The organism is Mesorhizobium sp. ArgA1 (genome assembly GCF_053714375.1).
Map to the genome: position 1 here is coordinate 55,757 of NZ_JBSKBQ010000008.1, position 24,033 is coordinate 79,789.

General features: G+C 63.9%; 19 protein-coding genes. 13 read left to right on the forward strand and 6 right to left on the reverse strand.

The features are described from left to right. Positions 1-13: 13 nt before the first annotated feature. Complete coding sequence (gene thrS / locus ACWGTI_RS18505) at positions 14-1,987, forward strand: threonine--tRNA ligase (RefSeq protein WP_454588444.1); 1,974 nt, start codon at positions 14-16, stop codon at positions 1,985-1,987. Between the two features lie 86 nt (positions 1,988-2,073). Next, the gene (locus tag ACWGTI_RS18510) at positions 2,074-3,015 is read left to right on the forward strand and encodes a lysophospholipid acyltransferase family protein (RefSeq protein WP_454588445.1); all 942 of its coding nucleotides are present in this window, start codon (positions 2,074-2,076) and stop codon (positions 3,013-3,015) included. 65 nt (positions 3,016-3,080) lie between these two features. On the opposite strand, the gene ACWGTI_RS18515 is transcribed toward ACWGTI_RS18510, so the two are convergent. Continuing rightward, entirely contained in the window at positions 3,081-4,046 is a 966-nt protein-coding gene (locus ACWGTI_RS18515; RefSeq protein WP_454588446.1) for a hypothetical protein, read from the reverse strand. Between the two features lie 166 nt (positions 4,047-4,212). Between ACWGTI_RS18515 and ACWGTI_RS18520 the strand changes: the two genes are divergently transcribed. Beyond that, positions 4,213-4,797, forward strand: coding sequence for a nitroreductase family protein (locus ACWGTI_RS18520; RefSeq protein ID WP_454588447.1), 585 nt, complete (start codon positions 4,213-4,215; stop codon positions 4,795-4,797). Positions 4,798-4,878: 81 nt separating this feature from the next. Here the strand turns inward: ACWGTI_RS18520 and ACWGTI_RS18525 are convergent, their stop codons facing one another. Both ACWGTI_RS18525 and ACWGTI_RS18530 read right to left on the reverse strand, forming a co-directional pair. Continuing rightward, positions 4,879-5,760 (reverse strand): HpcH/HpaI aldolase/citrate lyase family protein, encoded by an 882-nt coding sequence (locus ACWGTI_RS18525; RefSeq protein WP_454588448.1) that lies wholly within the window; start codon positions 5,758-5,760, stop codon positions 4,879-4,881. Beyond that, positions 5,760-6,212 (reverse strand): MaoC family dehydratase, encoded by a 453-nt coding sequence (locus ACWGTI_RS18530; RefSeq protein ID WP_454588449.1) that lies wholly within the window; start codon positions 6,210-6,212, stop codon positions 5,760-5,762. Before ACWGTI_RS18530 ends, ACWGTI_RS18525 begins: the two co-directional genes overlap by 1 nt. Positions 6,213-6,364: 152 nt before the next feature. Here ACWGTI_RS18530 and ACWGTI_RS18535 point away from each other — a divergent pair, with 152 nt between their 5' ends. Then, entirely contained in the window at positions 6,365-7,486 is a 1,122-nt protein-coding gene (locus ACWGTI_RS18535) for a DUF2336 domain-containing protein (RefSeq protein ID WP_454588450.1), read from the forward strand. A gap of 4 nt (positions 7,487-7,490) precedes the next feature. On the opposite strand, the gene ACWGTI_RS18540 is transcribed toward ACWGTI_RS18535, so the two are convergent. Next, entirely contained in the window at positions 7,491-9,560 is a 2,070-nt protein-coding gene (locus ACWGTI_RS18540; RefSeq protein ID WP_454588451.1) for an FUSC family protein, read from the reverse strand. Positions 9,561-9,604: 44 nt separating this feature from the next. After that, positions 9,605-11,659: a DNA topoisomerase IV subunit B gene (parE, locus tag ACWGTI_RS18545; RefSeq protein ID WP_454588452.1), complete on the reverse strand. Its 2,055-nt coding sequence runs from the start codon at positions 11,657-11,659 to the stop codon at positions 9,605-9,607. Positions 11,660-11,897: 238 nt separating this feature from the next. Between parE and cpaB the strand changes: the two genes are divergently transcribed. The 9 genes from cpaB to ACWGTI_RS18590 all read left to right on the forward strand — a co-directional run bounded on the left by cpaB (position 11,898) and on the right by ACWGTI_RS18590 (position 21,193). Next, positions 11,898-12,821: a Flp pilus assembly protein CpaB gene (gene cpaB, locus ACWGTI_RS18550; RefSeq protein ID WP_454588453.1), complete on the forward strand. Its 924-nt coding sequence runs from the start codon at positions 11,898-11,900 to the stop codon at positions 12,819-12,821. A gap of 32 nt (positions 12,822-12,853) precedes the next feature. Further along, positions 12,854-14,299, forward strand: coding sequence for a type II and III secretion system protein family protein (locus ACWGTI_RS18555; protein ID WP_454588454.1), 1,446 nt, complete (start codon positions 12,854-12,856; stop codon positions 14,297-14,299). A gap of 4 nt (positions 14,300-14,303) precedes the next feature. After that, entirely contained in the window at positions 14,304-14,570 is a 267-nt protein-coding gene (locus ACWGTI_RS18560; protein WP_454588455.1) for a hypothetical protein, read from the forward strand. Between the two features lie 45 nt (positions 14,571-14,615). Then, positions 14,616-15,830 (forward strand): AAA family ATPase, encoded by a 1,215-nt coding sequence (locus ACWGTI_RS18565; RefSeq protein ID WP_454588456.1) that lies wholly within the window; start codon positions 14,616-14,618, stop codon positions 15,828-15,830. Beyond that, positions 15,827-17,245 carry a CpaF family protein gene (locus ACWGTI_RS18570; RefSeq protein ID WP_454588457.1) on the forward strand — a complete coding sequence of 473 codons (1,419 nt, stop codon included), beginning with the start codon at positions 15,827-15,829 and terminating at the stop codon, positions 17,243-17,245. The genes ACWGTI_RS18565 and ACWGTI_RS18570 overlap by 4 nt, the downstream gene beginning before the upstream one ends. 4 nt (positions 17,246-17,249) lie before the next feature. Beyond that, on the forward strand, positions 17,250-18,215 hold the full coding sequence (locus ACWGTI_RS18575; RefSeq protein ID WP_454588458.1) for a type II secretion system F family protein: 966 nt from the start codon (positions 17,250-17,252) through the stop codon (positions 18,213-18,215). 1 nt (position 18,216) lies between these two features. Further along, positions 18,217-19,182: a type II secretion system F family protein gene (locus ACWGTI_RS18580; RefSeq protein WP_454588459.1), complete on the forward strand. Its 966-nt coding sequence runs from the start codon at positions 18,217-18,219 to the stop codon at positions 19,180-19,182. 209 nt (positions 19,183-19,391) lie between these two features. Next, complete coding sequence (locus ACWGTI_RS18585; RefSeq protein ID WP_454588460.1) at positions 19,392-19,862, forward strand: hypothetical protein; 471 nt, start codon at positions 19,392-19,394, stop codon at positions 19,860-19,862. Between the two features lie 224 nt (positions 19,863-20,086). Continuing rightward, complete coding sequence (locus ACWGTI_RS18590) at positions 20,087-21,193, forward strand: GGDEF domain-containing protein (RefSeq protein ID WP_454588461.1); 1,107 nt, start codon at positions 20,087-20,089, stop codon at positions 21,191-21,193. A gap of 12 nt (positions 21,194-21,205) precedes the next feature. Here ACWGTI_RS18590 and gcvP read toward each other — a convergent pair whose 3' ends face one another. After that, complete coding sequence (gene gcvP / locus ACWGTI_RS18595; protein WP_454588462.1) at positions 21,206-24,016, reverse strand: aminomethyl-transferring glycine dehydrogenase; 2,811 nt, start codon at positions 24,014-24,016, stop codon at positions 21,206-21,208. Positions 24,017-24,033 lie beyond the last annotated feature (17 nt).

Consider the following 24,033-nt stretch of genomic DNA (forward strand, 5'->3'; position numbering starts at 1 on the left):
TAGGAGATACCTGATGCTGAATTCCGTTTCCCTGACATTTCCCGATGGCTCCGTCCGCGACTACGACGCCGCGATGACCGGTGCTGGCTTGGCCGAATCGATCTCGAAGTCGCTGGCCAAGAAAGCCGTCGCCTATGCCATCGATGGCACCGTGCGCGACCTCTCCGATCCGCTCGGCAAGTCCGGCAAGGTAGAGATCATCACCCGCACCGATCCGCGCGCGTTGGAGCTCATCCGCCATGATGCGGCGCATGTGCTGGCGGAAGCCGTGCAGGAACTGTGGCCGGGAACGCAGGTGACCATCGGGCCGGTGATCGAGAACGGATTCTACTACGACTTCGCCCGCAACGAGCCATTCACGCCTGACGATTTCCCGGTGATCGAAAAGAAAATGCGGGAGATCATCGCGCGCAACAAGCCGTTCATCAAGGAAGTCTGGTCGCGCGACAAGGCGAAAAAGGTCTTTGCCGACAAGGGCGAGAGCTACAAGCTGGAGCTGATCGACGCCATTCCCGAGGACCAGGACCTCAAGATCTACGCCCAGGGCGACTGGTTCGACCTCTGCCGCGGTCCGCACATGGCCTCGACCGGGCAGATCGGCAACGCCTTCAAACTGATGAAGGTGGCCGGCGCCTATTGGCGCGGCGATTCGAACAACCCGATGCTGACCCGCATCTATGGTACGGCCTGGGCCGAGCAGGCTGAGCTCGACGCCTACCAGACGATGCTGGAAGAGGCCGAGAAGCGCGACCATAGGAAACTCGGCCGCGAGATGGACCTGTTTCATTTCCAGGAAGAGGGACCGGGCGTCGTCTTCTGGCACGCCAAGGGCTGGAAGATGTTCCAGAACCTGGTCAACTACATGCGCCGCCGCCTCGATGAGCAGGGCTACCAGGAGGTCAACGCGCCACAGGTTCTGGACAAGAGCCTGTGGGAGACATCGGGCCATTGGGGCTGGTATCGCGACGCCATGTTCAAGGTGACGGTGGCCGGCGACGATACTGACGACGACCGCGTGTTCGCGCTCAAGCCGATGAACTGTCCGGGCCATGTGCAGATATTCAAGCATGGGTTGAAATCCTATCGCGATCTGCCCGTAAAGCTTGCGGAATTCGGCAATGTCCATCGCTACGAACCGTCCGGCGCGCTGCACGGGCTGATGCGCGTGCGCGGTTTCACGCAGGACGATGCGCATATCTTCTGCACCGAGGAGCAGCTGGCCTCGGAATGCCTGCGCATCAACGAGCTGATCCTGTCGACCTATGCCGATTTCGGCTTCGACCACGTCAGCGTCAAACTGTCGACGCGCCCCGACAAGCGCGTCGGCACCGACGAGGCCTGGGATCATGCCGAGGCGATCATGAGCGGCGTGCTGGACACGATCAGGACACGGTCGGGCAACCGCATCCAGACCTCGATCAATCCGGGCGAGGGCGCTTTCTACGGGCCGAAATTCGAATATGTGCTGAAGGACGCCATCGGCCGCGAATGGCAGTGCGGCACCACGCAGGTCGACTTCAACCTGCCGGAGCGCTTTGGCGCTTTCTACATCGGCTCGGATTCGGAAAAGAAGCAGCCGGTGATGGTGCACCGCGCCATCTGCGGCTCGATGGAGCGCTTCCTCGGCATCCTGACCGAGCACTATTCCGGCCATTTCCCGCTGTGGTTCGCGCCGCTGCAGGTGGTGGTGGCGACGATCACCTCGGACGCCGACGACTACGCGACGAAGGTCGTGGCGCAGCTGAAGGCGGCGGGGCTTATCGCCGAAGCCGATCTGCGCAACGAGAAGATCAACTACAAGGTCCGCGAGCATTCGCTGGCCAAGGTTCCGGTCATCCTCGTCTGCGGCAAGCGCGAGGCGGAAGAAGAGACGGTCAACATCCGCCGGCTCGGCTCCCGCGACCAGCAATCGCTCACGTTGGCCGATGCGCTCAAGCAGCTTGCCGACGAGGCGGTGTCGCCCGACCGCAAACGCCGCGCGGCCTGAGCGTCGATATCTCGCACGACATGGCGGTGGAGCGATCCACCGCCATTTTCACATGCCTGTCACGCCAAACCTGTAACGAGCCATCCATGCTCAAGCTGAAGATGCGGGAAAGACCGTTTCCCGAGCTCTCCTATGCCAATGCCAGCCAGCCGGCGCTGACGCGCTGGTTCATCCACTCCATCGAAGGCCTGTCCGGCCGCGACCGGTATGCTGCGCTTTATGATTTCTGGCGCCGCCAGGTGGTGCCGAGCGGCGAGCGCGTGTTCAGCCGCATGCTGGAACTGATCGACGTCAAGGTGCGCAGCGCCGATCAGTGGCCGCCGGCGAAGCTGCCTGACACGCCGCTGGTGATTGTCGCCAACCATCCGTTTGGCATCGGCGACGGCATTGCCGTCTTGTCGTTGGCCGAGCAGCTCGGGCGTCCGTTCCGCGTCATGATCCACAAGGATCTGCTCAGGATCCGCGAGATGGAACCGTATTCGCTGCCGATCGACTTTTCGGAAACCAAGGATGCGCTGAAGAACAACATGGCTGTGCGGCACGAGGCCGTGCGCCTGTTGAAGGAAGGGGTCACCATCGTGATCTTTCCCGCCGGTGGTGTCGCCACGGCGCCCAAGGTTTTCGGCCGCGCCATTGACCTTCCGTGGAAGATGTTTCCGGCCAAGCTCGTCCAGGAGGCCAAGGCCTCGGTTATCCCAATGCATTTTTCCGGCCAGAACGGTCGCCTGTTCCATCTCGTCAGCGGCCCGATGAATATGGCCGAGCGTGACAACCGCTTGGCCAAGCTGATCGGCAAGGCATCGTTGACGCTGCGGCTTTCCCTGCTTGTCCGCGAGTTCGCGCGGCTGTCGGGCAAGGCCATCGAGGTGCGTGTCGGCGATGTGCTGCGTTGGGACGAGCTTGCCCCGTTGCGCGACCGCAAGGCGGTGCTCGACCGCCTGTACCGATCGGTGTTCGACCTCTCGACGCCAAGAGCCCAGCGCGGACGCGTGCCTTTCCTGCCAAAACGGATGCGCAAGGCGGCCTGAGGCAGCGCGGTTGCCGGCGATATTGAACCGAAACCCGCCGTTTGACCGCGCCACCTTTGCGCCGGTCAGTCGGCGCCTTCCTCGGGGTCGATGGCCGACGCCTCTGTAGCCAGGACCTCGATCTCCTGGTTCTGTCCGGCGACGACGGTGAAATCCTTCTGGTAGATGCGGTCGCGGTTCTTGGCGATGATGGTGTACTGACCTTCGGCCAGCACCATAGAGGCGAAGGCGCCGACGGCTTCCTTGATCGGGTCGCCGGATTCGTTGAGCAGCGACCAGGATGTATCGGCGATGGCCTCGCCGCCGGTCTCGCGCACCAGCTTCATGGTCATCTCCGCCGCACGGTGCTCGACCGTGGCTTCGGTCAGTTTTCCGGCCTCGACGCGGATGTCGGAGCGGATGACGGCATTCACCGCGCCATAGGTGGAGACGACATGATAGACGCCGGCGTTGAGCCGCACGACGCTGTTCGGTTCGACATCGGGGATGATCAAGGCGCGGTCGCCATTGGCTTCGGCAGTGCCCTCATAGATGGAAAAACGCAGCTTTTTCGACGGAATGCGCACGCCGCCCGACAGCACCGCGTCTAGTTTCAGGCCCCCGGCATCGAGCGCCAGGCTCTCGCGCTTGGCGTCCTTGCCGACGGTGATGCGCTTGGTGGCGCCGGCGCGCCCGTAGGACGCATGGACGAGATAGCTGCCGGGTTGGAGCTGGAATACGGCGGTGCCGCCATGCGCCGAAGCGACCATCGGCAGCTTGCCGTCGCTGGAGGCTTCGGGCTTGAAGACGCGCCAGACGATGCCGCGCGTGATGTCGGCGCCCTTGTCGGTGAGCTGGGCCGAGAGCGTGATGGCGCCACCGCCACCGAGCGCCAGCGACGTATCGTTCCTGGGCGTGGCATAGCTCGAAATGTCGGGGAGTTTAAGATTGGAGATGCCGTCGGCATTCTGCGCCATGGCCATTGAAGCCGGCACCATCAACAGCGCGGCGGCGAGCCAAATCAGGAAAAGGCGCAATGTCCCCTCAAACATGCCTTGCGTTGAAGCCCAAGGCGGTGGCAATTTCAAGGCTTAAGAGTCCGATCCGCCTTGGCACCTGGCTCTTTCGTTCGGCGCGTCCGCGCCGATGCCAGAGCCGCCCCGATCCGCAACGGCGCGCTTCAGCTCAAAATCGAGTGCTTTAGGAGACTAGGCCCCCATGGTGTCGCCGATCATCGACTTCCTGCTGACCCGAAACTCAGCACCGATTCCTGAATTGAAGGAACCCGCGCCAAGCGATGCCGATATCGCGACGATGATCGCCGCCGCGACGCGGGTGCCCGACCATGGCCGGCTGGAGCCTTGGCGCTTCATCCTCTATCGTGGCGAGGCGCGCGTCGAAATCGGGAGGAAGCTGGCCGCCCTTGCCGAGCAGCGCGAAGGGCCGCTGCCGGAAAATCGCCGCAACCAGGAACTGGCGCGGTTTTCGCGCGCGCCCTTGGTGATCGGCGTGGTCTCCAGCCCGAAAGAAAACCCGAAAATCCCGCAGTGGGAAATGTTCCTGTCAGGCGGCATGGCGGCGATGAACCTGATGATCGCGGCCAATGCGCTGGGCTATGGCACCAACATGATAAGCAACTGGTATTCCGACGTGCCGGAGGCCAGGGTGATGCTGGGCCTGGCGCCGCAGGAACGCGTCGTCGGTTTCATCCATATCGGTTCCTACCAGGGGCCGGCGCCGGAACGGCCGCGGCCCGATCCGGCAAAGCTCTATGCCGATTATGCGGGGCCATGGAACGGCTGAACGGCCTGCGGGCGCGTGCCGTCGTGAGCCGGCGTATCCGCGCCGATGAGCGGCCGTTGGGCGGCTTCACACTCAACGGGATTAAGCAGAAACGCCCGCAGCGCCGGCCCGGGCCAGAAGCCGCTCGGCCAGCCGAAGATGCGGCCGGTCGTACATCTTGCCGTCAATGCCGACCACGCCGGGATTTCCGGCAGCTTCGAACGCTGCGACGATGGCCTGCGATCGTTCAATCGCCTCGGCCGACGGTGTGAAAGCGGCATTGATGACCGGCACTTGCGCCGGGTGGATCGCCATCTTGCCGGTAAAGCCGTCGCGCTCGGCTTCGATGCATTCCGCTTCGAAGGCGGCCACGTTACGGAAGGCCGGGAAGACCGTGTCGATCGCCGCGACTTCGGCCGCGCCGGCGGCGAGGATGGTCATGGTGCGGGCGAAGCGGAAGGTATCGGTGTAGCGGCCGTTGTCGTCGCGCGCCGCGCGCGCGCCGATCGCCGCCGACAGATCCTCAGCGCCCCAGGTGAGGCCGGCAAGCCGGGCGCTTGCCCCGGCATAGGTCGCGGCGGCAAGCACCCCGGCAGCCGTTTCAGTGATGATCGGCAGGATTTTTATGCCACCGTCCGGCAATCCGTTTTCGGCTTCGTGCACGCGAAGCTTTGCGGAGAGCTGCTGCACGTCCTGGCCGCTGTTCGACTTCGGCAGCATGATGCCGTCGGGTTTGACTGCCACCAGCACTGCCAGATCGTCGTCGGTCAATCCGGTCGAGAGATCGTTGACGCGGATATAAATGGCGGAGCTTGTCTGCTGTCTGTTGCCGGCAATGAAGCGTGCCGCGATCTCGCGCGCCGCCGCCTTGTGTTGTGGCGCAACGGAATCCTCAAGATCGACGATGACCACGTCGGCGCCGGCGCCAAAGCCTTTCTCCAGCTTCTTTTCGGAATCGCCGGGCACAAACAGCAGCGAGCGCATCAGGCCGCCTTTTTCATCATCATCGCCTGGCGCGTGCATTTGGCGACGAGCACGTCGTTCTGATTGTAGGCGCGATGCTCGAACTCGACGATGCCGCGGTCCGGCTTCGATTTCGAGTCCCTGACCGAGAGCACCGTCGTCTCGACACGGATGGTGTCACCGTGGAAGACCGGGTGCGGGAACACCGTCTCCCTCATGCCGAGATTGGCGACCGTAGTGCCAACGGTGATGTCATTGACAGAGATGCCGATCATCAGGCCGAGCGTGAACAGTGAATTGACCAGCGGCTTGCCCCACTCGCTTTTGGCGGCGAAATCGAAGTCGATATGCAGCGGCTGCGGGTTCAGGGTCATCACCGAGAACAGCATGTTGTCGCTTTCGGTGACGGTCTTGCGCAGCGTGTGCCGGAAGACATGGCCGACGACGAACTCTTCGAGATAAAGCCCGGCCATCATCGTCCTCCTCTGCTGCCTGAAGGTTGATAGGCGCTGCCCAAGCCACCCGCAAGCCAGTTAATAAACATGGTGAACCGTTCGTAAACCTTTTCTGTCTAGGGTCATTCCTGGGGCCGGAAGCTTTCCGGCCAGGGGCGTAAGCAGGCAGTATGGTTGTCTCGCATTTTCTCAAATGGATCTACACGGCGAGGGTTTCGGAGCGTGCCGCGGCGGCGAGTGCGCTGGCCCGCGCCTATATCAATTCCGATCTGCCTTTCGAGGACCGCTGCGCCGCCGAGGCGGCGCTGACGCTGCTGCTCGACGACGCCTCGTCGAAGGTTCGGCAGGCGCTGGCCGAGGCGCTGTCGATGAGCCACCATGCCCCGCTGCAGATTATCTGCGCGCTCGCCTCCGACCAGCCCGAAGTGGCAGCCCTGGTGCTGGCGCGCTCGCCGCTGCTCACCGATGCCGACCTGATCGACCGTGTTGCGGCCGGCCACAAGGCGACGCAAAAACTCATCGCTGACCGGCCGGTCGTCTCGATGGCGGTTGCCGCGGCCATCGCCGAGATCGGCGAACCAGAAGCATGTGCTGCGCTGCTCGCCAACGACGGTGCCGATATCGCATCGCTCAGCTTTCGCCGCATGGCCGAGCGGCATGGCCATATCGCGCATTTGCGCGAGGCTATGGTTACCGATGTCAGGCTGCCTGCCGACTGCCGGCACATGCTGCTGGTCAAGCTCGGCGAAACGCTGAAGGGTTCACCGCTGGTGATGGCGCTGATGGGGGCGGCCAGAGCCGAGCGCGTCACGCGCGATGCCTGCGTAAAGGCTTCGGTTCGGCTGGTCGAAGGCACGCGCACCGAGGAACATGCCGCGCTCATCGAGCATCTGCGTCTGCGCGGCGACCTGACCGCAAGCTTCATCATCCGCACGATTGCCCATGGCAAGGTCGACTTCTTCGGCTCGACGCTGGTCGCGCTCAGCCAGCAGTCGGAGCAGCGGGTGCGGGCGCTGCTTGCCGGCGGACAGGACGTTGCACTGCAGGCGCTGTTTCGCGGTGCCGGCCTTGCCGCGCCCACCCATGGCATCATCCTGCGGGCGCTCAAGATCTGGCGCGAGGTTGCTAATGGCAAGCGCGTCGCCGGCGTGCAGGAAGTTAGCTGGCTGATGCTGAAGGAGCTCGGCGGCCAGTCCACCGAGGGCGATCTCGCCGGCCTCGTCAAGTCGATCCATCTCGACGCGCTGCGCGAAAACGCGCGTGGCCACGCGCTTGCGATCGCAGCGGCCTGACATCCTAACCCCGATCTTTTGCGAAAAAATCCGGGAAATCCTCGATCGCGGCGGCGATGATGCGCAGCGAGGCTGCGATCTGCAGCGTGTCGGCACTGCCGCTGCGCTCGCTCAGGCCGGCTGCATATTGCCGGGCGACAGCGACGGTCGCCGTCTGCGGGTCGCCGGGTGCGCGAAACAGCAGTTCACGCGCCAGGCCGCGCAGGAAATTGCTGATCGAAAGCGCGGTTTCGGAAGGAATGGTCGGGCTCAGCTGCGCGGCGCGCAACCGCAGGATTTCGAGCCCGACGGTGACGGCGGCGACGCCGCCGCCCAGGATGGCATCGCCTTTCCTGCCGGCATTCTGCAACAGCGGCATCAGCTGATTGATCCGGTCATAGGCCAGGCTCTCGAAGGCCGAGCGCCGCGGCACCCGCTCATGCAGGCAAAGCCGGGCCAAATCCTCGCGCATGGCGCGCACGATGCGGTTGGCCGCGAGCCATGGGTCGGCGGGCAGCACGACGATGAAGACGCCGATCGCCAGCAGGATACCGACCAGCACCGACGCCGAGCCGGCCAAGAACGGGCCTGGAGCATAGGTCATCGCCTGGTGCGGGCTGAGGAAGGCGAGGAAATTGATGGCAAAGGCCGTCGCCACGCCGACAGTCCGCGGATTGGCCATGCCTAGCGCCGTCGGTATCAGGATCGGTACGACAAACAGCGTGAACCAGCCGAAGCCGGGCAGCGCAGGCAGCGCGACCTGGCCGACAAGGAAGGCAAAGGGCAAAGCGAGGAGCGTTCCCTTGAAGAAGCCCCAGGACACCTGCACGGGGTCTGGCCGCGCAGCGAAAAGACTGGAGACGACGGCAACGAGAATGACGGTGCCGGCGGCGTCGGACCATTTCGTCGTCAGCCAGAAGGCGGCAACCGCCAGCGTGGCAAGAGCGGCGCGGATGGCATTGCGCGAAGCGCCGGGGTAGTCGCGATGCACCACCAGCGCTGGCGGCTGCCTGTTGCCCCGATCTGGGCGCGTCACTGGCGCGCGCAAAGCGTCGAGACCGCGCAGCACCTGCTTGAAGGCTTCGGCGAAATCGGCGGCGATGGTGAGGCGCGTTATGGTGCCGACCCGGTCGCTGCCTTGATCGGTCGAGGCGTCGGGCATTTGCCGGGCCTTGCCGGCGATCGCATCGAGCCGCGTCACCCAGGGCGACGTATCGTCGAGCGCTTCGGGCGTGGCTGCCAGTTCGCTGACCAGCGACTGCAGTTCGGAGCGCACCGGAATGAGCGCGGCGTTTTTCGGCGCGGCGTGCGAATGCAGCGCGCGTGCCGCCGACAGCGCCGACAGAAGCTGGCCGATGGTGCGGCGCACCGGATGGGCGCGGGTGGCGAAGCTCGGCGCTTCGAGCCGGGCATAGGTGCGCATCTCGGCCAGCGTCTGGGCGTCAGCAATCAGCTTGCGGTGCAGGCCGGCCAGGGTCGCGGGGTCACCGCCTGAGAAAGCGCCGCCGGCATAGATGGCAAGGTCGAGGATGCTACGCTTCAGTCGCGAAATGATCGCGTCGGCCGCCAGCTTGGGCAGGATCAGCCGGCTGGTCAGCCCGGCGCAGACGATGCCGAGCACGATCTCGGCGCAGCGCGCGACAGCGAGATCGACGATCACATGCGGCTGGCCGAAGGCAGGGAGCCCAATGATCATCGCGGTATAGCCGGCTAGCGCTGCGCCATAGGCTTCCGGGTTGCGCAGCAGCGACGAAACCAGCGTGCACAGCCCTATCCAGACGGACAGCGCCGTGACCAGAAGCCAGGGACTGGCACCGAAAACCGAGGTGATGCCGATCGCCGCAAGCCCACCGGCCAGAGTGCCGAGCAGCCGGTAAAAACCTTTCGCCAGCACCATGCCGGCGACCGGCTGGGCGACGATGAAAACCGTCATCATCGCCCATTGCGGGTGGTCGAGTTTCAGCGCGTAGGCAACGAGAAGCGCGATCAGACCGGCCGAAACGGTGCGCAGCGCGAAAATCCAGTCCGAGCGTGTCGGCTGCGTCAGGCCAGCCAAACTGGTTTCGAAGTAGCTCCTCAGCCGCGCCCAGATCACAAGCTGGTCTCCGTATCGGAAGCGCAGGCTAGACCGGCCGGCGCCTAGATATCCAGCACTTCCGTCTCGGCGAATTCGGCGCGTTCCTGAATGAAGCGGAAGCGTGCCTCAGGCTTGGTACCCATCAGCGCGTCGACCGTATCCTTTGTCGCGGCCACGGCATCGATCACGTCGACCCTGAGCAGGGTACGCTTCCTCGGATCCATGGTGGTTTCCTTGAGCTGCGAGGCCATCATCTCGCCCAGACCCTTGAAGCGACCGATTTCCACCTTGGCGCGGCCGGTGAATTCGGTGCGCAAGAGCTCGTCCTTGTGGGCATCGTCACGGGCATAGGCGACCTTGCCGCCCTGCCGGATCGAATAGAGCGGCGGCACCGCCAGATAGAGATGGCCACCATTCACCAGGTTTGGCATCTCTTGGTAGAAGAAGGTTATCAGCAGTGATGCGATGTGGGCGCCGTCGACATCGGCGTCCGTCATGATGATCACGCGGTCGTAGCGCAAATCCTCGTCGCGGTATTTTGAGCGCGTGCCGCAGCCGAGCGCCTGGATCAGGTCCGAAATCTGCTGGTTGGCGGCCAGCTTGTCGTTGCCGGCGCTGGCGACGTTGAGGATTTTGCCGCGCAGCGGCAGCACCGCCTGGCTGGCGCGGTCGCGCGCCTGCTTGGCCGAGCCGCCGGCCGAGTCGCCTTCGACGATGAACAGTTCGGCGCCCGCGGCGGCATTCTGCGTGCAGTCGGCGAGCTTGCCGGGCAGCCTGAGCTTGCGCACCGCGCTCTTGCGCGACACTTCCTTTTCCTGGCGCCGGCGCACCCGTTCGTCGGCGCGCGCGATCACCCATTCGAGCAGCTTCGACGCTTCCTGCGGATTGTCGGCCAGCCAGTGGTCGAACGGATCGCGGATGGCGGTCTCGACAATGCGAATGGCCTCGATCGTCGCCAGCCGGTCCTTGGTCTGGCCGACGAATTCCGGCTCGCGGATGAACACCGACAACATGCCCGCCGCCGAGATCATGACGTCTTCGGAGGTGACGATCGAGGCGCGCTTGTTGCCGACGAGGTCGGCATAGGCGCGAAGCCCGCGCGTCAGCACGTTGCGGAAGCCGGCCTCATGCGTGCCCCCTTCACCGGTCGGGATGGTGTTGCAGTAAGAGTTGATGAAGCCGTCGCCGCCGAACCAGGTCACCGCCCATTCGAGCGAGCCATGGCCGCCCTGTTTCTCGCTCTTGCCGGCGAAGATTTCGCGCGTCACCTGGAAGTCGTCGCCGAGCGATGCCTTGAGGTAGTCCTTCAGGCCGCCCGGAAAATGGAACTCCGCCTTGGCCGGCGTCTGATCCTTTTCCTTGATCAGCGACGGATCGCAGCTCCAGCGGATTTCGACGCCGCCGAACAGATAGGCTTTCGAGCGCGTCATGCGGTAAAGCCGCGCCGGCTCGAAGGCGGCGCCCTTGCCAAAAATCTGCTCGTCGGGATGGAAGCGGATCCTGGTGCCGCGCCGGTTGTGCACTTCGCCGAGTTGCTGCAGCCCGCTCACCGGAACGCCACGGGAGAATCTTTGGCGGTAGAGCTGGCGACCTCGAGCGACTTCGACCTCGAGATGGTCCGACAGCGCATTGACGACGGAGACGCCGACGCCGTGCAGGCCGCCCGAGGTCTCATAAACCTTGGAGTCGAATTTGCCGCCCGAATGCAGCGTCGTCATGATGACTTCGAGCGCCGGCTTCTTGAATTTCGGATGCGGATCGACCGGGATGCCGCGGCCATTGTCGGTAACGGTCAGAAACCCGTCGGCCGAAAGCTCGACATCGATGAAGGTGGCATGGCCGGCGACCGCCTCGTCCATCGAATTGTCGATGACCTCGGCGAACAGATGGTGCATCGCCTTGTCGTCGGTGCCGCCAATATACATGCCGGGACGGCGCCGGACCGGCTCCAGCCCTTCCAGCACCTCGATGTCGGCGGCGCTATAACCTTCGCTGCCATCCTTGGTCGCAACAGCACGTTTCGTGGCCTGCATCAGCGGATCAGCCGGGCGCGCTGTTGTCCGGGTCGGCTGCGGCTGCTTTTCCAGATTGCCGAAAAGATCGTTGTTGTCGTCCATGCCTGCCATTGAATCCGGTGCCGCGAATCACCCGTCGATACTGCCACGCTTTTCAGCGCCAAGCGACGGAAGTTCCTGTTACGTTCGGGGATTTAACCCCTTCTTATCCTAAAACCTTTCGATAACCAAGCCGGCAGAAATAGGTCCGTTCGGACCGGCCGGGATTCCTGAATCTTTAACTATGCGGCCTAGCGTGGGCCTCAACAAACAAAAGACCACATGCGTCAGGGGTTTAGTTGTGAGGGGCAAGGCCATAACGATGATCGGCATCGCCGCCGTTTTCGGCGCGATCTCGATCTTTGCCGCGGATTTCTGGGTCAAGAGCCAGGCCAAGGCCGATGCCGAGGAAAAGACGGCATCGATCCCGGCGCCCGTGACCCCCAAGGTCGAGTTCAAGACCATCGTCGTGGCCAACGCGCCGCTGCGTTACGGCATGCAACTCGACCGCGCACAGCTCACCGAAATCCCGTGGTCGGAAGAATCCGTGCCGCAGGGCGCCTTCACCACCATCAATGCATTGCTCGCCGATGGCAGCCGTGTGGTGTTGTCGCCGATCGAGATCAACGAGCCGGTGCTGCTCAGCAAGCTGTCAGGCCCGAACGGCCGCGCGACGCTGTCCAACATGATGACGCCCGGAATGCGGGCGGTGACCATCCGCACCGACGAGATCGCTGGTGTCGGCGGCTTCGTAACGCCGGGCGATCGGGTCGACGTGGTGCTGACGCGCGACGCCGGCGAAATCCAGGAAGTGGCCAAGAATGCGCAAGGCGCGGCCGGCTCGACCGTTACCTCCGAGATCGTCGTCTCCGACGCCAAGGTGCTGACCGTCGGGCAGGGCGCCGACGAGCGCCAGACCACGCCGCAGATCGCCAACTCCGTAACCATCGAGGTGACAACCGAAGGGGCGCAGAAAGTGGCGCTTGCCCGCACCGTCGGCACCTTGTCGCTGTCGCTCCGCTCGGCCGCCGATGGCGGTGCCGCAAAGGACGGGGTCACCACCATCTCATCCTTCGGCGGCTCGGTCGCCTCCGGTGTCCAGGCGGCAGCCGGCGCGCTGTTCAGCGCCGCGGAGGAGCCGGAGAAGCCGAAATTCAAGACGGTCATCGTGACGCGCGGCACGCAGGCCGAGGAATACCAGGTTCCTGCGCGGGACCAGAAATAACTGCCGGTGGGGACCGGGCGAGGGACGGGACAATGTCTGACTTGAGTGCATATCGGATGACGACACGCGTGCGCCCCATGCGAGCGCTGGCCGTGGCGGCTTGTCTGGCCGCGGCCGGAATGCTCGGCTTCAGCGCGCCGGCCCGGGCAGACAACGACATCGTCTATGTGTCGTCGACCAAGAATGCGTCGATCAAGGTTGCCAAGGGCAAGCCGAAGACGATCATGACCAATGCCGCCTTCTACCAGATCGTCATCGGCGATCCGGAGATCGCCAACGTCAATCCGCTGACCGACAAATCCTTCTATGTGCTGGGCAACAATCTCGGCACCACCGGCATCGCACTGTTCGACGAGAACAAGCAGCTGGTCGGCACCGTCGACATCGAGGTGACGCTGGACACCGACCAGCTGGCCAGCACCATTCGCGCCAGCGTGCCGGACGCCAAGATCAAGGTCGGTTCGGCCAACGGCCGCGTCGTTCTGTCGGGCGAGGCGGACGACGCGGTCGCGGCCGAGAAGGCAAGCAAGATCGCCAGCCGCTTCTCCGGCAATGAGGAAGTGATCAATTCGGTCAACATCTCTTCTTCGCAGCAGGTTCAGCTCAACGTCCGCTTCGTCGAGATCAACCGCCAGGCCGGACAGGATCTCGGCGCCAAATACAGCGCCAATTTCGCTTACGGCCTTGGCGGGCGCGACGTCACCATCGAGCCTGGCGCGGTCCCGGCGGCCGGCAATGGCGAGATCATCGGCCGGCTGCTGTCGAACGGCCTGTCGATCGACGTCGCCATCAAGGCGCTGGAGGAACGCGGTCTCGCCAGACGGCTGGCCGAGCCGAACCTGATCGCCCGTTCGGGCCAGACGGCAAGCTTCCTCGCCGGTGGCGAGTTCCCGATCCCGGTCTCCGAGGACAATGGCAAGATTTCCGTCAGCTACAAGAAATACGGCGTCAGCCTGGATTTCACGCCGACCGTGCTGAAGGACGGGCTGGTGAGCCTCGACATCGCGCCGGAAGTATCTTCGATCGATGCCTCGGCCTCCTACAATATCGGTGAGATTTCGGTGCCGGGCTTTATCGTGCGCCGCGCCAGGACCTCGGTTGACCTGAAGAACGGCCAGAGCTTCATGATCGCCGGTCTGCTGCAATCGCAGAACGACATCACCACGTCGCGTCTTCCCGGCCTCGGCAAGCTGCCGGTGCTCGGCTCGCTGTTCTCCTCGAAATCCTATCAGCGGCGCGAGACGGATCTGGTGATCATCGTCACCCCCTACCTGGTCAAGCCGGTCGATCCGTCGAAGAAGTTGCTCGAGCCGACCGACGGCACGCAGCCGGCCAGCAATGTCGACTATTTTCTCAACAACACCGAGGAAGTGAAAGCGTCCGATGCCAACCGTGCAGTGGCCATGGCCGGCGGCAGCACGGCGCAGCCGGCCCCGGTCACCACGGTCGGGCATTTCCTCGACCTGCCGAAGGATTGAAGCCATGCGGGTTGGACCATGCACTGCCCTGCTGCTCGCCGGCCTCGCCAGCGGTTGCACCAGCGATGACTATATCCGCAGCGAGGGGCCGACGACCGCCGCCGGCAATGCGCAAGCTGCCAATACGGCGATGCAGATGGTCGATCCCTGGAAGTACGGCGTCCAGAACACAAGGCTGCTGGTGCCGGCGCAGCGCAGCGAGGCGGCGGTGAACGCCGCCGATCAGGCGGCCGACGCCAAGGCCGTGCAACCAACGTCGACAACCGATTGATCTGCCTGGTGATTTTGACCGGGAATGACCTGACAGGCTGACAAAATGGCAAGCGGTATCAAGACCAAGAAAATCCTGCTGGTGTCCAGCGACCGGACCTTTGTGCAGGATACGCGCACCGCCTTCGCGGCCTCGGAGGTGATCCAGCTTTCGACCGTCGAGAAGAACATTTCCGAACTGCGCGGCGAGGTCCAGGAAGCCGATTTCGGCGCGCTCATCGTCGACATGGATGCGGCCAAGCTCGAAGAGATCGAGTCGCTGCAGCGCATCATGCGCCGGCTCGAAGGCCGCGTTCCGGTCGTCGTCGTCACCCAGGAGTTCAACGCCGCCGCGGTGCGCATCCTGGTGCAGCTCCAGGTCGCCGATTTCCTGGTCAAGCCGATCACCACGGCCGATCTGGTGCGTTCGGTCGTGCGCGCCCTGCAAGGGCCGGGGCGCGAGGAAAACACCGAGTCGCAGATCTACACCTTCATGCCGGCCGCAGGCGGCGTCGGCACCACGACGCTGGCGCTGCAGACCGCCTTCCAGCTGCATCATTCGGTGACGCGCGGCGCGTCGACCTGCGTGGTCGATCTCAATTTCCAGCAGGGCGCCTGCGCCGAATATCTCGACCTCGAACCGCGCTTCGACATCACCGAAATCGAGAACCAGCCCGAGCGCCTCGACCGGCAGCTGCTGGATGTGATGCTGTCCAAGCATGCGAGCGGGCTCTGTGTGCTGGCCGCACCCACGCGTCCGTCCGAAATGCGGTCATTCAAGACCGATGTCGTGGTGCGCATGCTCGATCTTGTCTCGGCCTATTTCGACAATGTCGTCATCGACATGCCGCGCACCTGGTTCCCGTGGACGGAGACGGTGCTGCTCGGCTCGAACAAGCTCTACATCGTCGCCGAAATGACGGTGCCGTGCCTGCGCCATACGCAGCGGCTGATCCAAGCGGTCTACGAGACGGCCGGCAAGGAAGTGAAGCCGAATGTCATCGTCAACCGGTTCGAGCAGAAGATGTTCGACAACGGCATCAAGCAGGCGGATGTCCAGGAAATCCTTGGCGAGCATTTCGTCGGCGGCATCTCCAACAACTACCGGCTGGTGCGTGAAGCGGTCGACCGCGGCGTGCCGCTGCACGAGATCGACCCGAACGCCAATGTCGTCAACGATCTGAAGAAGATCATCCTGCCCGAAGAAGCCGTCGCGACGCCGGAGAAATCACGCTCGCTGTTCGGCATCGGCAGGGGCCTCCTGAAGAGGAAAGCCGGATGACCAGCCGCTTCTCGACCCTGCAGAACCGTGACGCCCGCCCGCTCAAGCCGGCAGAAGCGCCGGTCGCGCATCATGCGGTGGTCATTCCGACGATCCGCAAGGCCTTGCCGCCGAAGTCAGATACAACACCGGGAAAAAGCGCCAACAAGGTGCTCGACGCCCGCGTGCGCATCCACCGTCTGCTGCTCGAAGAGATCAACCTTGTCGCGCTGGAGCGCCTGCCCAAGGATGAAATGCGCCGGCAGGTGCAGGAATTCGTGTCGGAAAAGACCCGCCAGGAGCGGATGGCGATCAACACCGTCGAGCTCGAGTCGCTGGTCGACGACATCGTCGACGAGATGGTCGGCCTCGGTCCGCTGGAGCCGTTGCTCAAGGACCCCGACATCAACGATATCCTGATCAATGGCCACCAGAACTGCTTCGTCGAAAAGCGCGGCAAGCTGCAGCAGGTCCATATTCCGTTCAAGGACGAGGCGCACCTGTTGCGCATCATCAACAAGATCGTTGCCGCCGTCGGTCGTCGTGTCGACGAATCGCAGCCGATGGTCGATGCCCGCATGCTCGACGGCTCACGCTTCAATGCCGCCATCCGGCCGGTGGGCGTCGACGGGCCGCTGGTGTCGATCCGCAAGTTTTCCAAGAACAAGCTCGGCCTGCACAAGCTGGTCGAGTTCGGAGCCATCACGCAGAATATGGCCGAGGTGCTGGCCGCCGCCGTGCACGCCCGCAAGACCACCATCATCTCGGGCGGCACCGGCACCGGCAAGACGACGATGCTCAACGCATTGTCGGCCTTCATTCCCGAAGACGAACGGCTGATCACCATCGAGGACGCGGCCGAACTGCAATTGCAGCAGCCGCATGTCGCGCGCATGGAAACGCGCCCCGCCAACATTGAAGGTCATGGCGAGCTGAAGCAGCGCGACCTGGTCAAGAACGCACTGCGCATGCGCCCCGACCGCGTCATCCTCGGCGAGTGCCGCGGCGAGGAGGCCTTCGACATGCTGCAGGCGATGAACACCGGCCATGAAGGTTCGATGGCGACCATCCACGCCAACACGCCGCGCGACGCAATTTCACGCCTCGAGCAGATGCTGGGCATGACCGGCATGCCGATGACAGTGCAGTCGATCCGTAGCCAGATCGCCAGCGCGCTCGACCTTATCGTCCAGCTGACGCGTCTGTCCGACGGCAAGCGCAAGGTGACCAGCGTCGCCGAGGTGACCGGCATGGAAGGCGACGTCATCCAGATGCAGGAGATATTCCGCTTCGTGCGCACCGGCATGGAAGCCGACGGCACCATCCTCGGTCATTACGAGGCGACCGGCATTCGCCCGCGCTTTCTTGAGGATCTGCGCAATATGGGCATCGAATTCCCCGGCAAATATTTCGAACCCGGCCGGCCGCAGGAGTAGGCTTGTGTTCGAGAGTTTCAGCCCGATCTATGTCGTCTATGCCGCGGCAGCGCTGACCGGCATCATGATCGCCGAAGGCTGCTTTCTGCTTTATGCCGGACGGAGCGACAAGCGCTTGGCCATCAACCGGCGCATGAAGCTGCAGGAAAACAAGATCAGCCAGGAACAGGTGCTGATCCAGTTGCGCAAGGAGCGCGGCCTGGACGCCGGCACGTCGCTGTTCTCGCCCGACCGCTTCCGCGCACTGCGCACGCAGTCGGGCATGGTGATGCCGTTGCCGAAGTTCCTGACGATCACCACGGGCGTGGCGCTGGCGATGATGCTCACCGCGCTCTGGTACGGCCTGCCGCTGCTGCTTGCCATCTTGCTGTTTGTGATGCTCGCGCCGCTGCTGCCGGTGCTGGTGCTGCGTTCCAAGCGTAACCGGCGGGTGAAACGGTTCGGTGTGCAGTTACCGGAGGCGCTGGAGCTGATCACGCGTGGCCTCAAGGCCGGGCATCCGGTTCCGGTGGCCATCTCCATGGTGTCGCGCGAGATGCCCGATCCGATCGGTACCGAGTTCGGCGTTGTCTCAGACGAGGTGACCTATGGCTCCGACCTGGTCTCGGCGCTGAATTCGCTGTTCGACCGGGTCGGCCAGGAGGATCTTCCGCTATTCGTCACCGCGGTGTCGATCCAGACGAGTTCGGGCGGCAATCTGCGCGAGATCCTCGACGGGCTGTCGACGACCATCCGCGAACGCGGCAAGCTGCGCCGCAAGGTGCGCGCCATTTCGACCGAGGGCCGTATGTCGGCCTATATCCTGACGGCGGTTCCGGCGCTTTTGTTCGCCGCCATCATGGTGATGATGCCGCAATTCTATCAAAGCGTCTGGGACGTGCCGAAGACCTGGTATCTGCTGGGCGGCTCGCTGACATGGCTGATGCTGGGCAACATCATCATGTTCAAGATGTCGAACTTCCGGTTCTAAGATGGAACAGGTGATCCAGTTTCTCGCCTCGCTGGCGCCGACGTCGCTGATGCCGGTGGCTGCGCTGCTCCTGGCATTGGGCGGTAGCGCGGTGGCATGGCCGTTGGTGGTGGCCAAAGGCGACCGCAACGATCTCAAGCGCCGGCTCAAGGTTGACGACAGCAAGGCTCCCGAACAGGTCGAGGCGGCGCCGAAGAAAAGCCAGAGCGTCGTGCGCGAGAAGGCGGTGAAGCGGGCGCAGGAGTTCTACGCCAAGAGCGATCCGGAAAATGTCGCCCGGCTGCGCATGAAGCTGATCCAGGCGGGCTATATGGAGCCGCGCGCCGTCGGCACGTTCTTCCTGATCCGCTTCGCCTGCCTCGTCGGCGCAGCGATCGCCGCGTTCCTGGTCAATCAGTGGATGGCGAGCGCCGATTCCACCGCGACCAGCCGCTGGGCCTTCATCATCCTGTCGGGAGCCGCCGGCTATTTCGTGCCCGGCCTGGTGCTTGGCCAGAAGGTGCGGGAAAAGATGCGCGAATACCGCAACGGCTTTCCCGACTTCATGGATTTGATGATCGTCTGCTCCGATGCCGGCATGAGCATGGAAGCCGGCATCGAGCGGGTCTCGAAGGAACTGGCCAAGACCTATCCGTCTCTCAGCCAGAACCTGCAACTGGTCTCGCTGGAACTGAGGGCTGGCCGCAGCCTCGACGATGCCTTGAAGGCGCTCGCCGATCGCCTCAGCCTGGACGAGGTGCGCTCGTTCGCAACGCTGCTGCAGCAGTCCAAGGAACTCGGCACCAGCCTCGCCGGGGCGTTGCGTGTGTTCTCCGACGAAATGCGCCACAAGCGCATGTCACTGGCGGAGGAAAAGGCACACGCCTTGCCAGCCAAGATGTCGGTGCCGGTGGTGGTGTGCATCCTGCCGGTGGTGCTGATGATCGCCGTCATCCCGATCATCGTCAAAATGACTGCCACGCAGTAGGATATTTCGATATTTGGAGGCGAACTCCTGCCGATGCGTCGCGTAGCGAGCGCCACCGCAATTTAGAACACATCGAAGGGCTGGTGGTTAATGGCTGGTATGCGGGAAACCAAATTTTCAGCGCATTTCAGCACCGAAGCTTAATCGCTCTCCTGTACACATGATTCCCAGAGAATGACCCGGTAAATCGGGCGATTGGGGCCAGGGGCATGCGTCACAGAAGTTTCACGGCAATGGCCGCGCTAGCGGCCGTCCTGGTGGTCAGCGGCTGTACGACCGAGAACGTCGACAAGACCAAGACCACTTCGATCCAACCAACGGCGAAGGACGTCAGCACGTCCGACCTGGCGCAAGGCAAGGCACAGTTCCGCGAGGCCAATTATGGCCTTGCCGAACAGCATTTCCGGAAGGCGGTGGAGCTGAAGGCCGACAGCGCCGAGGGATGGATGGGGCTCGCCGCCTCCTATGATGAGCTCGGCCGCTTCGACTTCGCCGACCGTGCCTACGACCAGCTGTTGAAGGTTGCCGGCCGCAAGCCGCAGATCGTCAACAATATGGGCTATTCGCAGCTGTTGCGCGGCAACAAGAAGAAGGCGAGGGCCTTGCTTATGGAAGCCAGGGCCGGCATGGCCGACCCGACCGTGGTCAACGCCAATCTGGCGCTGCTCAACAAGGGGTGAGGCTCCGCAACCGGGGTTTGCGGTATCGGCCGCGATCAATCGACGGTTTGTAAACCCTGTCGGAAAGTTGCACTGGAAGCCTGGCCAAAAACGGTATCTCGACGCGACCTCTCGCCTATGATGCGGCGCAACCGACGATCCCTGAAGGCTGTCGTTCACCCATGCTTGATTTCAGTTCGCTCCTGCTGGCAGCCGCGCTGTCAGGCACATGCCTGAGCATTACCATGTTTGGGATCTGGTTCACGGCGCCGCGCGCACGCTTCGTGTTGACGGTAGCGTGCGGCATTCTGGTGCTTGTCGCCCACGTCATCGTCTTTTGGCGCTACACCAGGGAGCCCAGCCCCTTGCTTTGCCAGGCGGCGCTGGCGCTGCTCAGCCTCGGTTTCCTGACCCTCTCGCTTTCGGCCATGCAGTATCTCGGCGTGCGCAATCACAGTCGCGCCGTCCTGCCGACCCTGCTTGCAATGGCGGTCTGCGCAGGCGTGACCTATCTCGGCCTCGACGGTGTCGGCTTCATCCTCACCTATACGACGGTGACAGGGCTGCTCGCCTCGATTGGAGTGATGTTCTGGATCAAGGGCGGTCATGATCGCGGCATTCTGCTGGTCGTTTCGGCCTTGAGCGGCGTCTGTGGTCTGTCCTTCGGGCTCTGCGGCGCGGTGCTTCTGGTCAAGGGCCAGTGGGTGCTTGGCGTTGCGCCCGACAATTGGGCCGAGCGATTGAATTCCGTCGTCGCGGTCGCCTGCATGACGGCGCTCGGCGCGCTGACGCTGTCGCTGCACCATTTGCAGGCGCAGATCGAGTTGAAGGCCGAGACCTTGACCGACCCGCTGACCGGCCTGATGAACCGGCGGGCCTTGAATTCGCTCTATGGCGAGCGCGTCTTCGGTCCGTTCATGTCGGTCGCCATGTTCGACCTCGATCATTTCAAGCGGACCAACGATGTCTATGGCCATCCGGTCGGCGACCGGGTGCTGTGCCGTTTCGCCGCAATCATCAGGAAGTATGACAGGGGCGGCGTCGACGCCTTCCGGCTGGGCGGCGAGGAGTTTGCGCTGGTCATGTCGCGGATGACTGAGGACAAGGCCTACGATCTCGCCAGCAAGATCGGCGTCGCTTTCGGTACGGAAGTGGTGCCTACGCCGCGCGGTCCCCTGCGCAGCAGCGTCAGCGGCGGCATCGGCTTCGGCGAAGAGGGCGGCAGCAGCCTCGACGACGTGCTGGCCGAGGCCGACAAGGCGCTATACGCCGCCAAGCACGCTGGGCGAAACCGCGTGCTTGTCCACGACCGTGTGAGCAAGGCCGACGGACCGGCCTTGCGTTCTGCCTGACAAGCCAGAGTGTTACTCGGCGGCGCCGAGATATTCCGACAGCGGCGGGCAGGAGCAGACGAGGTTGCGGTCGCCAGCGACATTGTCGATGCGGGAGACCGGCGGCCAGTATTTGGCTGCGGTATCGACGTCACCGGCGGGGTAGGCCGCTTCCAGCCGTGAATAGGGGTGGGTCCACTGGCCGGCCAGCGTTTCGGCCGCCGTGTGCGGGGCATTGACCAGCGGGTTGTCCTCGAGCGGCCATTCACCCTTCGCCACCTTCGCGGCCTCGCCGGCAATGGCAATCATCGCCTCGCAGAACCGGTCCAGCTCGCGCTTGGGTTCGGACTCGGTCGGCTCGACCATCAGCGTGCCAGCGACCGGGAACGACATGGTCGGCGCATGGAAGCCGTAGTCGATCAGGCGCTTGGCGATATCATCGACACTGATGCCGGCGCTCTCCTTGAGCACGCGGGTGTCGAGGATGCATTCATGCGCGATGCGATCGTGCCTGCCCTTGTAGAGAAGCGGGAAATACGGCGCGAGGCGCGTCGCCACGTAGTTGGCCGAGATGATGGCCGTCTCCGTCGCCTGCTTCAGGCCGGCGGCGCCCATCATGCGAATGTACATCCAGGTGATCGGCAGGATGGAAGCGCTGCCGAACGGTGCTGCCGACACGGCATGCGCCGAACCTTCGGTGACATGGCCCGGCAGATAGGGCTGGAGATGCGCCTTGACGCCGATCGGGCCGACGCCCGGACCGCCACCGCCATGCGGGATGCAGAAGGTCTTGTGCAGGTTCATGTGGCAGACATCCGCGCCGATGTCGGCAGGCCGCGCCAGCGCGACCAGCGCGTTGAGGTTGGCGCCATCGAAATAGACCTGGCCGCCATGCTCATGGATGAGGGCGCACAGGTGCCGCGCGCCTTCCTCGTAGACGCCATGCGTCGAGGGATAGGTGAACATCAGCGCCGCGAGGTTCTTCGAATGCTCGTTGGCCTTGGCCCGCATATCGTCCATGTCGATATTGCCGTCCTCCAGGCAGCGCACGACGACCACGCTCATGCCGGCCATGGCCGCACTCGCCGGATTGGTGCCATGCGCGGACTGCGGGATCAGGCAGATGGTGCGATGGCCTTCGCCGCGCGCGCGGTGATAGGCGCGGATGGCGAGCAAGCCGGCATATTCGCCTTGGCTGCCGGCATTGGGCTGCAGGCTGACGGCGTCGAAGCCGGTGATCTCCGACAGCCATCCCTCGAGTTCGCCGACCATGGCGCGATAACCGGCCGAATGGCTGGCCGGCGCGAAGGGGTGCAGGTTGGCGACGCTCGGCCAGCTCACCGGCATCATTTCAGCCGCGGCGTTGAGCTTCATGGTGCAGGATCCCAGCGGGATCATGGCGCGGTCGAGCGCCAAATCCTTGTCGGCCAGCCGGCGCAGCAGGCGCATCATGTCGGTCTCGGAGTGGTTCTCGCGGAAAACCGGCTGGGTCAAAAACGCCTTGCCGCGTGGCTTGCCGGGCATCGAGCCGGCGTCGGCAGCAGCTGGCTTGGCCCCGAACAGGTCGGCGATCGCCTCGAGGTCCGCCTCGGTCGAGGTCTCGTCGAAGGCGATGCAGATGCGGTCGGCATCGATGACACGCAGCAGCCGGCCACCCTTTTCGGCCGAGGTCGCGATCGAAGCTGCCTTGCCCTTCACCTCGGCCGTTACCGTGTCGAAGCGGCTGGAGCCGAGCACGGAAACACCTGATGCCTTCAGTCCCGCGGCGAGGCGGCCGGCGAGTTCATGGATGCGCGCTGCGATCGCTTGCAGTCCGGCGGGGCCATGCCAGATCGCATAGGCCGTCGCCATGTTGGCGAGCAGAGCCTGCGCGGTGCAGATGTTGGAGGTCGCCTTGTCGCGGCGGATATGCTGTTCGCGTGTCTGCAGGGCGAGACGATAGCCCGGGCGGCCCTGGCTGTCGGTGGACTGGCCGACGAGGCGGCCAGGCATCAGCCGGGTCAATTTGTCCGAGACGGCGCAATAGGCGGCATGCGGGCCGCCAAAGCCCATCGGCACGCCAAAGCGCTGCATCGGGCCGACGGCGATATCGGCGCCGAGCTTGCCTGGCGCATCGGTCAGCGTGAGAGCAAGCGGATCGGCGATGAAGACGACCACCGCGCCGGTGGCGCGGGCCTTGTCGATCGCCGCCTTGTGGTCGCCATAGACACCAAACGTGTCCGGCCAGGAGACAAGCAGAGCAGCAGTGTTGTCGTCGATGGTTTCGCCGTCGATCTCGATGCCGAGCGGCTCGGCGCGGGTGCGCACCACGTCCAGCGTCTGTGGGTGCGGCGTACCGGCCAGCGCCACTTTGGTGCGCTTGTCGCGGTGATAGCGCAAGGCGATGCCGACCGCTTCGGCGACCGCAGTCGCTTCATCGAGCAGCGAGGCCGATGCCACCGGCAGGCCGGTCAGTTCGGTGACCAGGGTCTGGAAGTTGAACAGCATTTCCAGCCGTCCCTGGCTGATCTCGGCCTGATAGGGCGTGTAGGCGGTGTACCAGGCCGGGTTCTCGAACAGATTGCGCTGGATGACCGGCGGCACGTGGACACCGTGGTAACCGGCGCCGATGAAGCTCTTCAGCACTGTGTTTTTTGCCATTGTCGCCGACAATTCGGCCAGCGCTTCGGCTTCGCTGGCCGGCGCGGGCAGGGTCAACGGCAGGTCGAGGCGGATCGACTGTGGCACAGCCTGGCTGATCAGCGTCTCGACTGAGGGAACGCCGATCACGGCAAGCATGGCTCTGACATCATTGACATCAGGACCGATGTGGCGGGCCGAGAAGGGGATAAGTGCTGCGGTCATGGCAATAGGTCCTGATA

What these genes read in the sequence shown, in the direction of transcription:
- thrS (WP_454588444.1), top strand. Translation starts at nt 14, where the DNA reads ATGCTGAATTCCGTTTCCCTGACATTTCCCGATGGCTCCGTCCGCGAC.
- ACWGTI_RS18510 (WP_454588445.1), top strand. Translation starts at nt 2,074, where the DNA reads ATGCTCAAGCTGAAGATGCGGGAAAGACCGTTTCCCGAGCTCTCCTAT.
- ACWGTI_RS18515 (WP_454588446.1), bottom strand. Translation starts at nt 4,046, where the DNA reads ATGTTTGAGGGGACATTGCGCCTTTTCCTGATTTGGCTCGCCGCCGCG.
- ACWGTI_RS18520 (WP_454588447.1), top strand. Translation starts at nt 4,213, where the DNA reads ATGGTGTCGCCGATCATCGACTTCCTGCTGACCCGAAACTCAGCACCG.
- ACWGTI_RS18525 (WP_454588448.1), bottom strand. Translation starts at nt 5,760, where the DNA reads ATGCGCTCGCTGCTGTTTGTGCCCGGCGATTCCGAAAAGAAGCTGGAG.
- ACWGTI_RS18530 (WP_454588449.1), bottom strand. Translation starts at nt 6,212, where the DNA reads ATGGCCGGGCTTTATCTCGAAGAGTTCGTCGTCGGCCATGTCTTCCGG.
- ACWGTI_RS18535 (WP_454588450.1), top strand. Translation starts at nt 6,365, where the DNA reads ATGGTTGTCTCGCATTTTCTCAAATGGATCTACACGGCGAGGGTTTCG.
- parE (WP_454588452.1), bottom strand. Translation starts at nt 11,659, where the DNA reads ATGGACGACAACAACGATCTTTTCGGCAATCTGGAAAAGCAGCCGCAG.
- ACWGTI_RS18555 (WP_454588454.1), top strand. Translation starts at nt 12,854, where the DNA reads ATGTCTGACTTGAGTGCATATCGGATGACGACACGCGTGCGCCCCATG.
- ACWGTI_RS18560 (WP_454588455.1), top strand. Translation starts at nt 14,304, where the DNA reads ATGCGGGTTGGACCATGCACTGCCCTGCTGCTCGCCGGCCTCGCCAGC.
- ACWGTI_RS18565 (WP_454588456.1), top strand. Translation starts at nt 14,616, where the DNA reads ATGGCAAGCGGTATCAAGACCAAGAAAATCCTGCTGGTGTCCAGCGAC.
- ACWGTI_RS18570 (WP_454588457.1), top strand. Translation starts at nt 15,827, where the DNA reads ATGACCAGCCGCTTCTCGACCCTGCAGAACCGTGACGCCCGCCCGCTC.
- ACWGTI_RS18580 (WP_454588459.1), top strand. Translation starts at nt 18,217, where the DNA reads ATGGAACAGGTGATCCAGTTTCTCGCCTCGCTGGCGCCGACGTCGCTG.
- ACWGTI_RS18585 (WP_454588460.1), top strand. Translation starts at nt 19,392, where the DNA reads ATGCGTCACAGAAGTTTCACGGCAATGGCCGCGCTAGCGGCCGTCCTG.
- ACWGTI_RS18590 (WP_454588461.1), top strand. Translation starts at nt 20,087, where the DNA reads ATGTTTGGGATCTGGTTCACGGCGCCGCGCGCACGCTTCGTGTTGACG.
- gcvP (WP_454588462.1), bottom strand. Translation starts at nt 24,016, where the DNA reads ATGACCGCAGCACTTATCCCCTTCTCGGCCCGCCACATCGGTCCTGAT.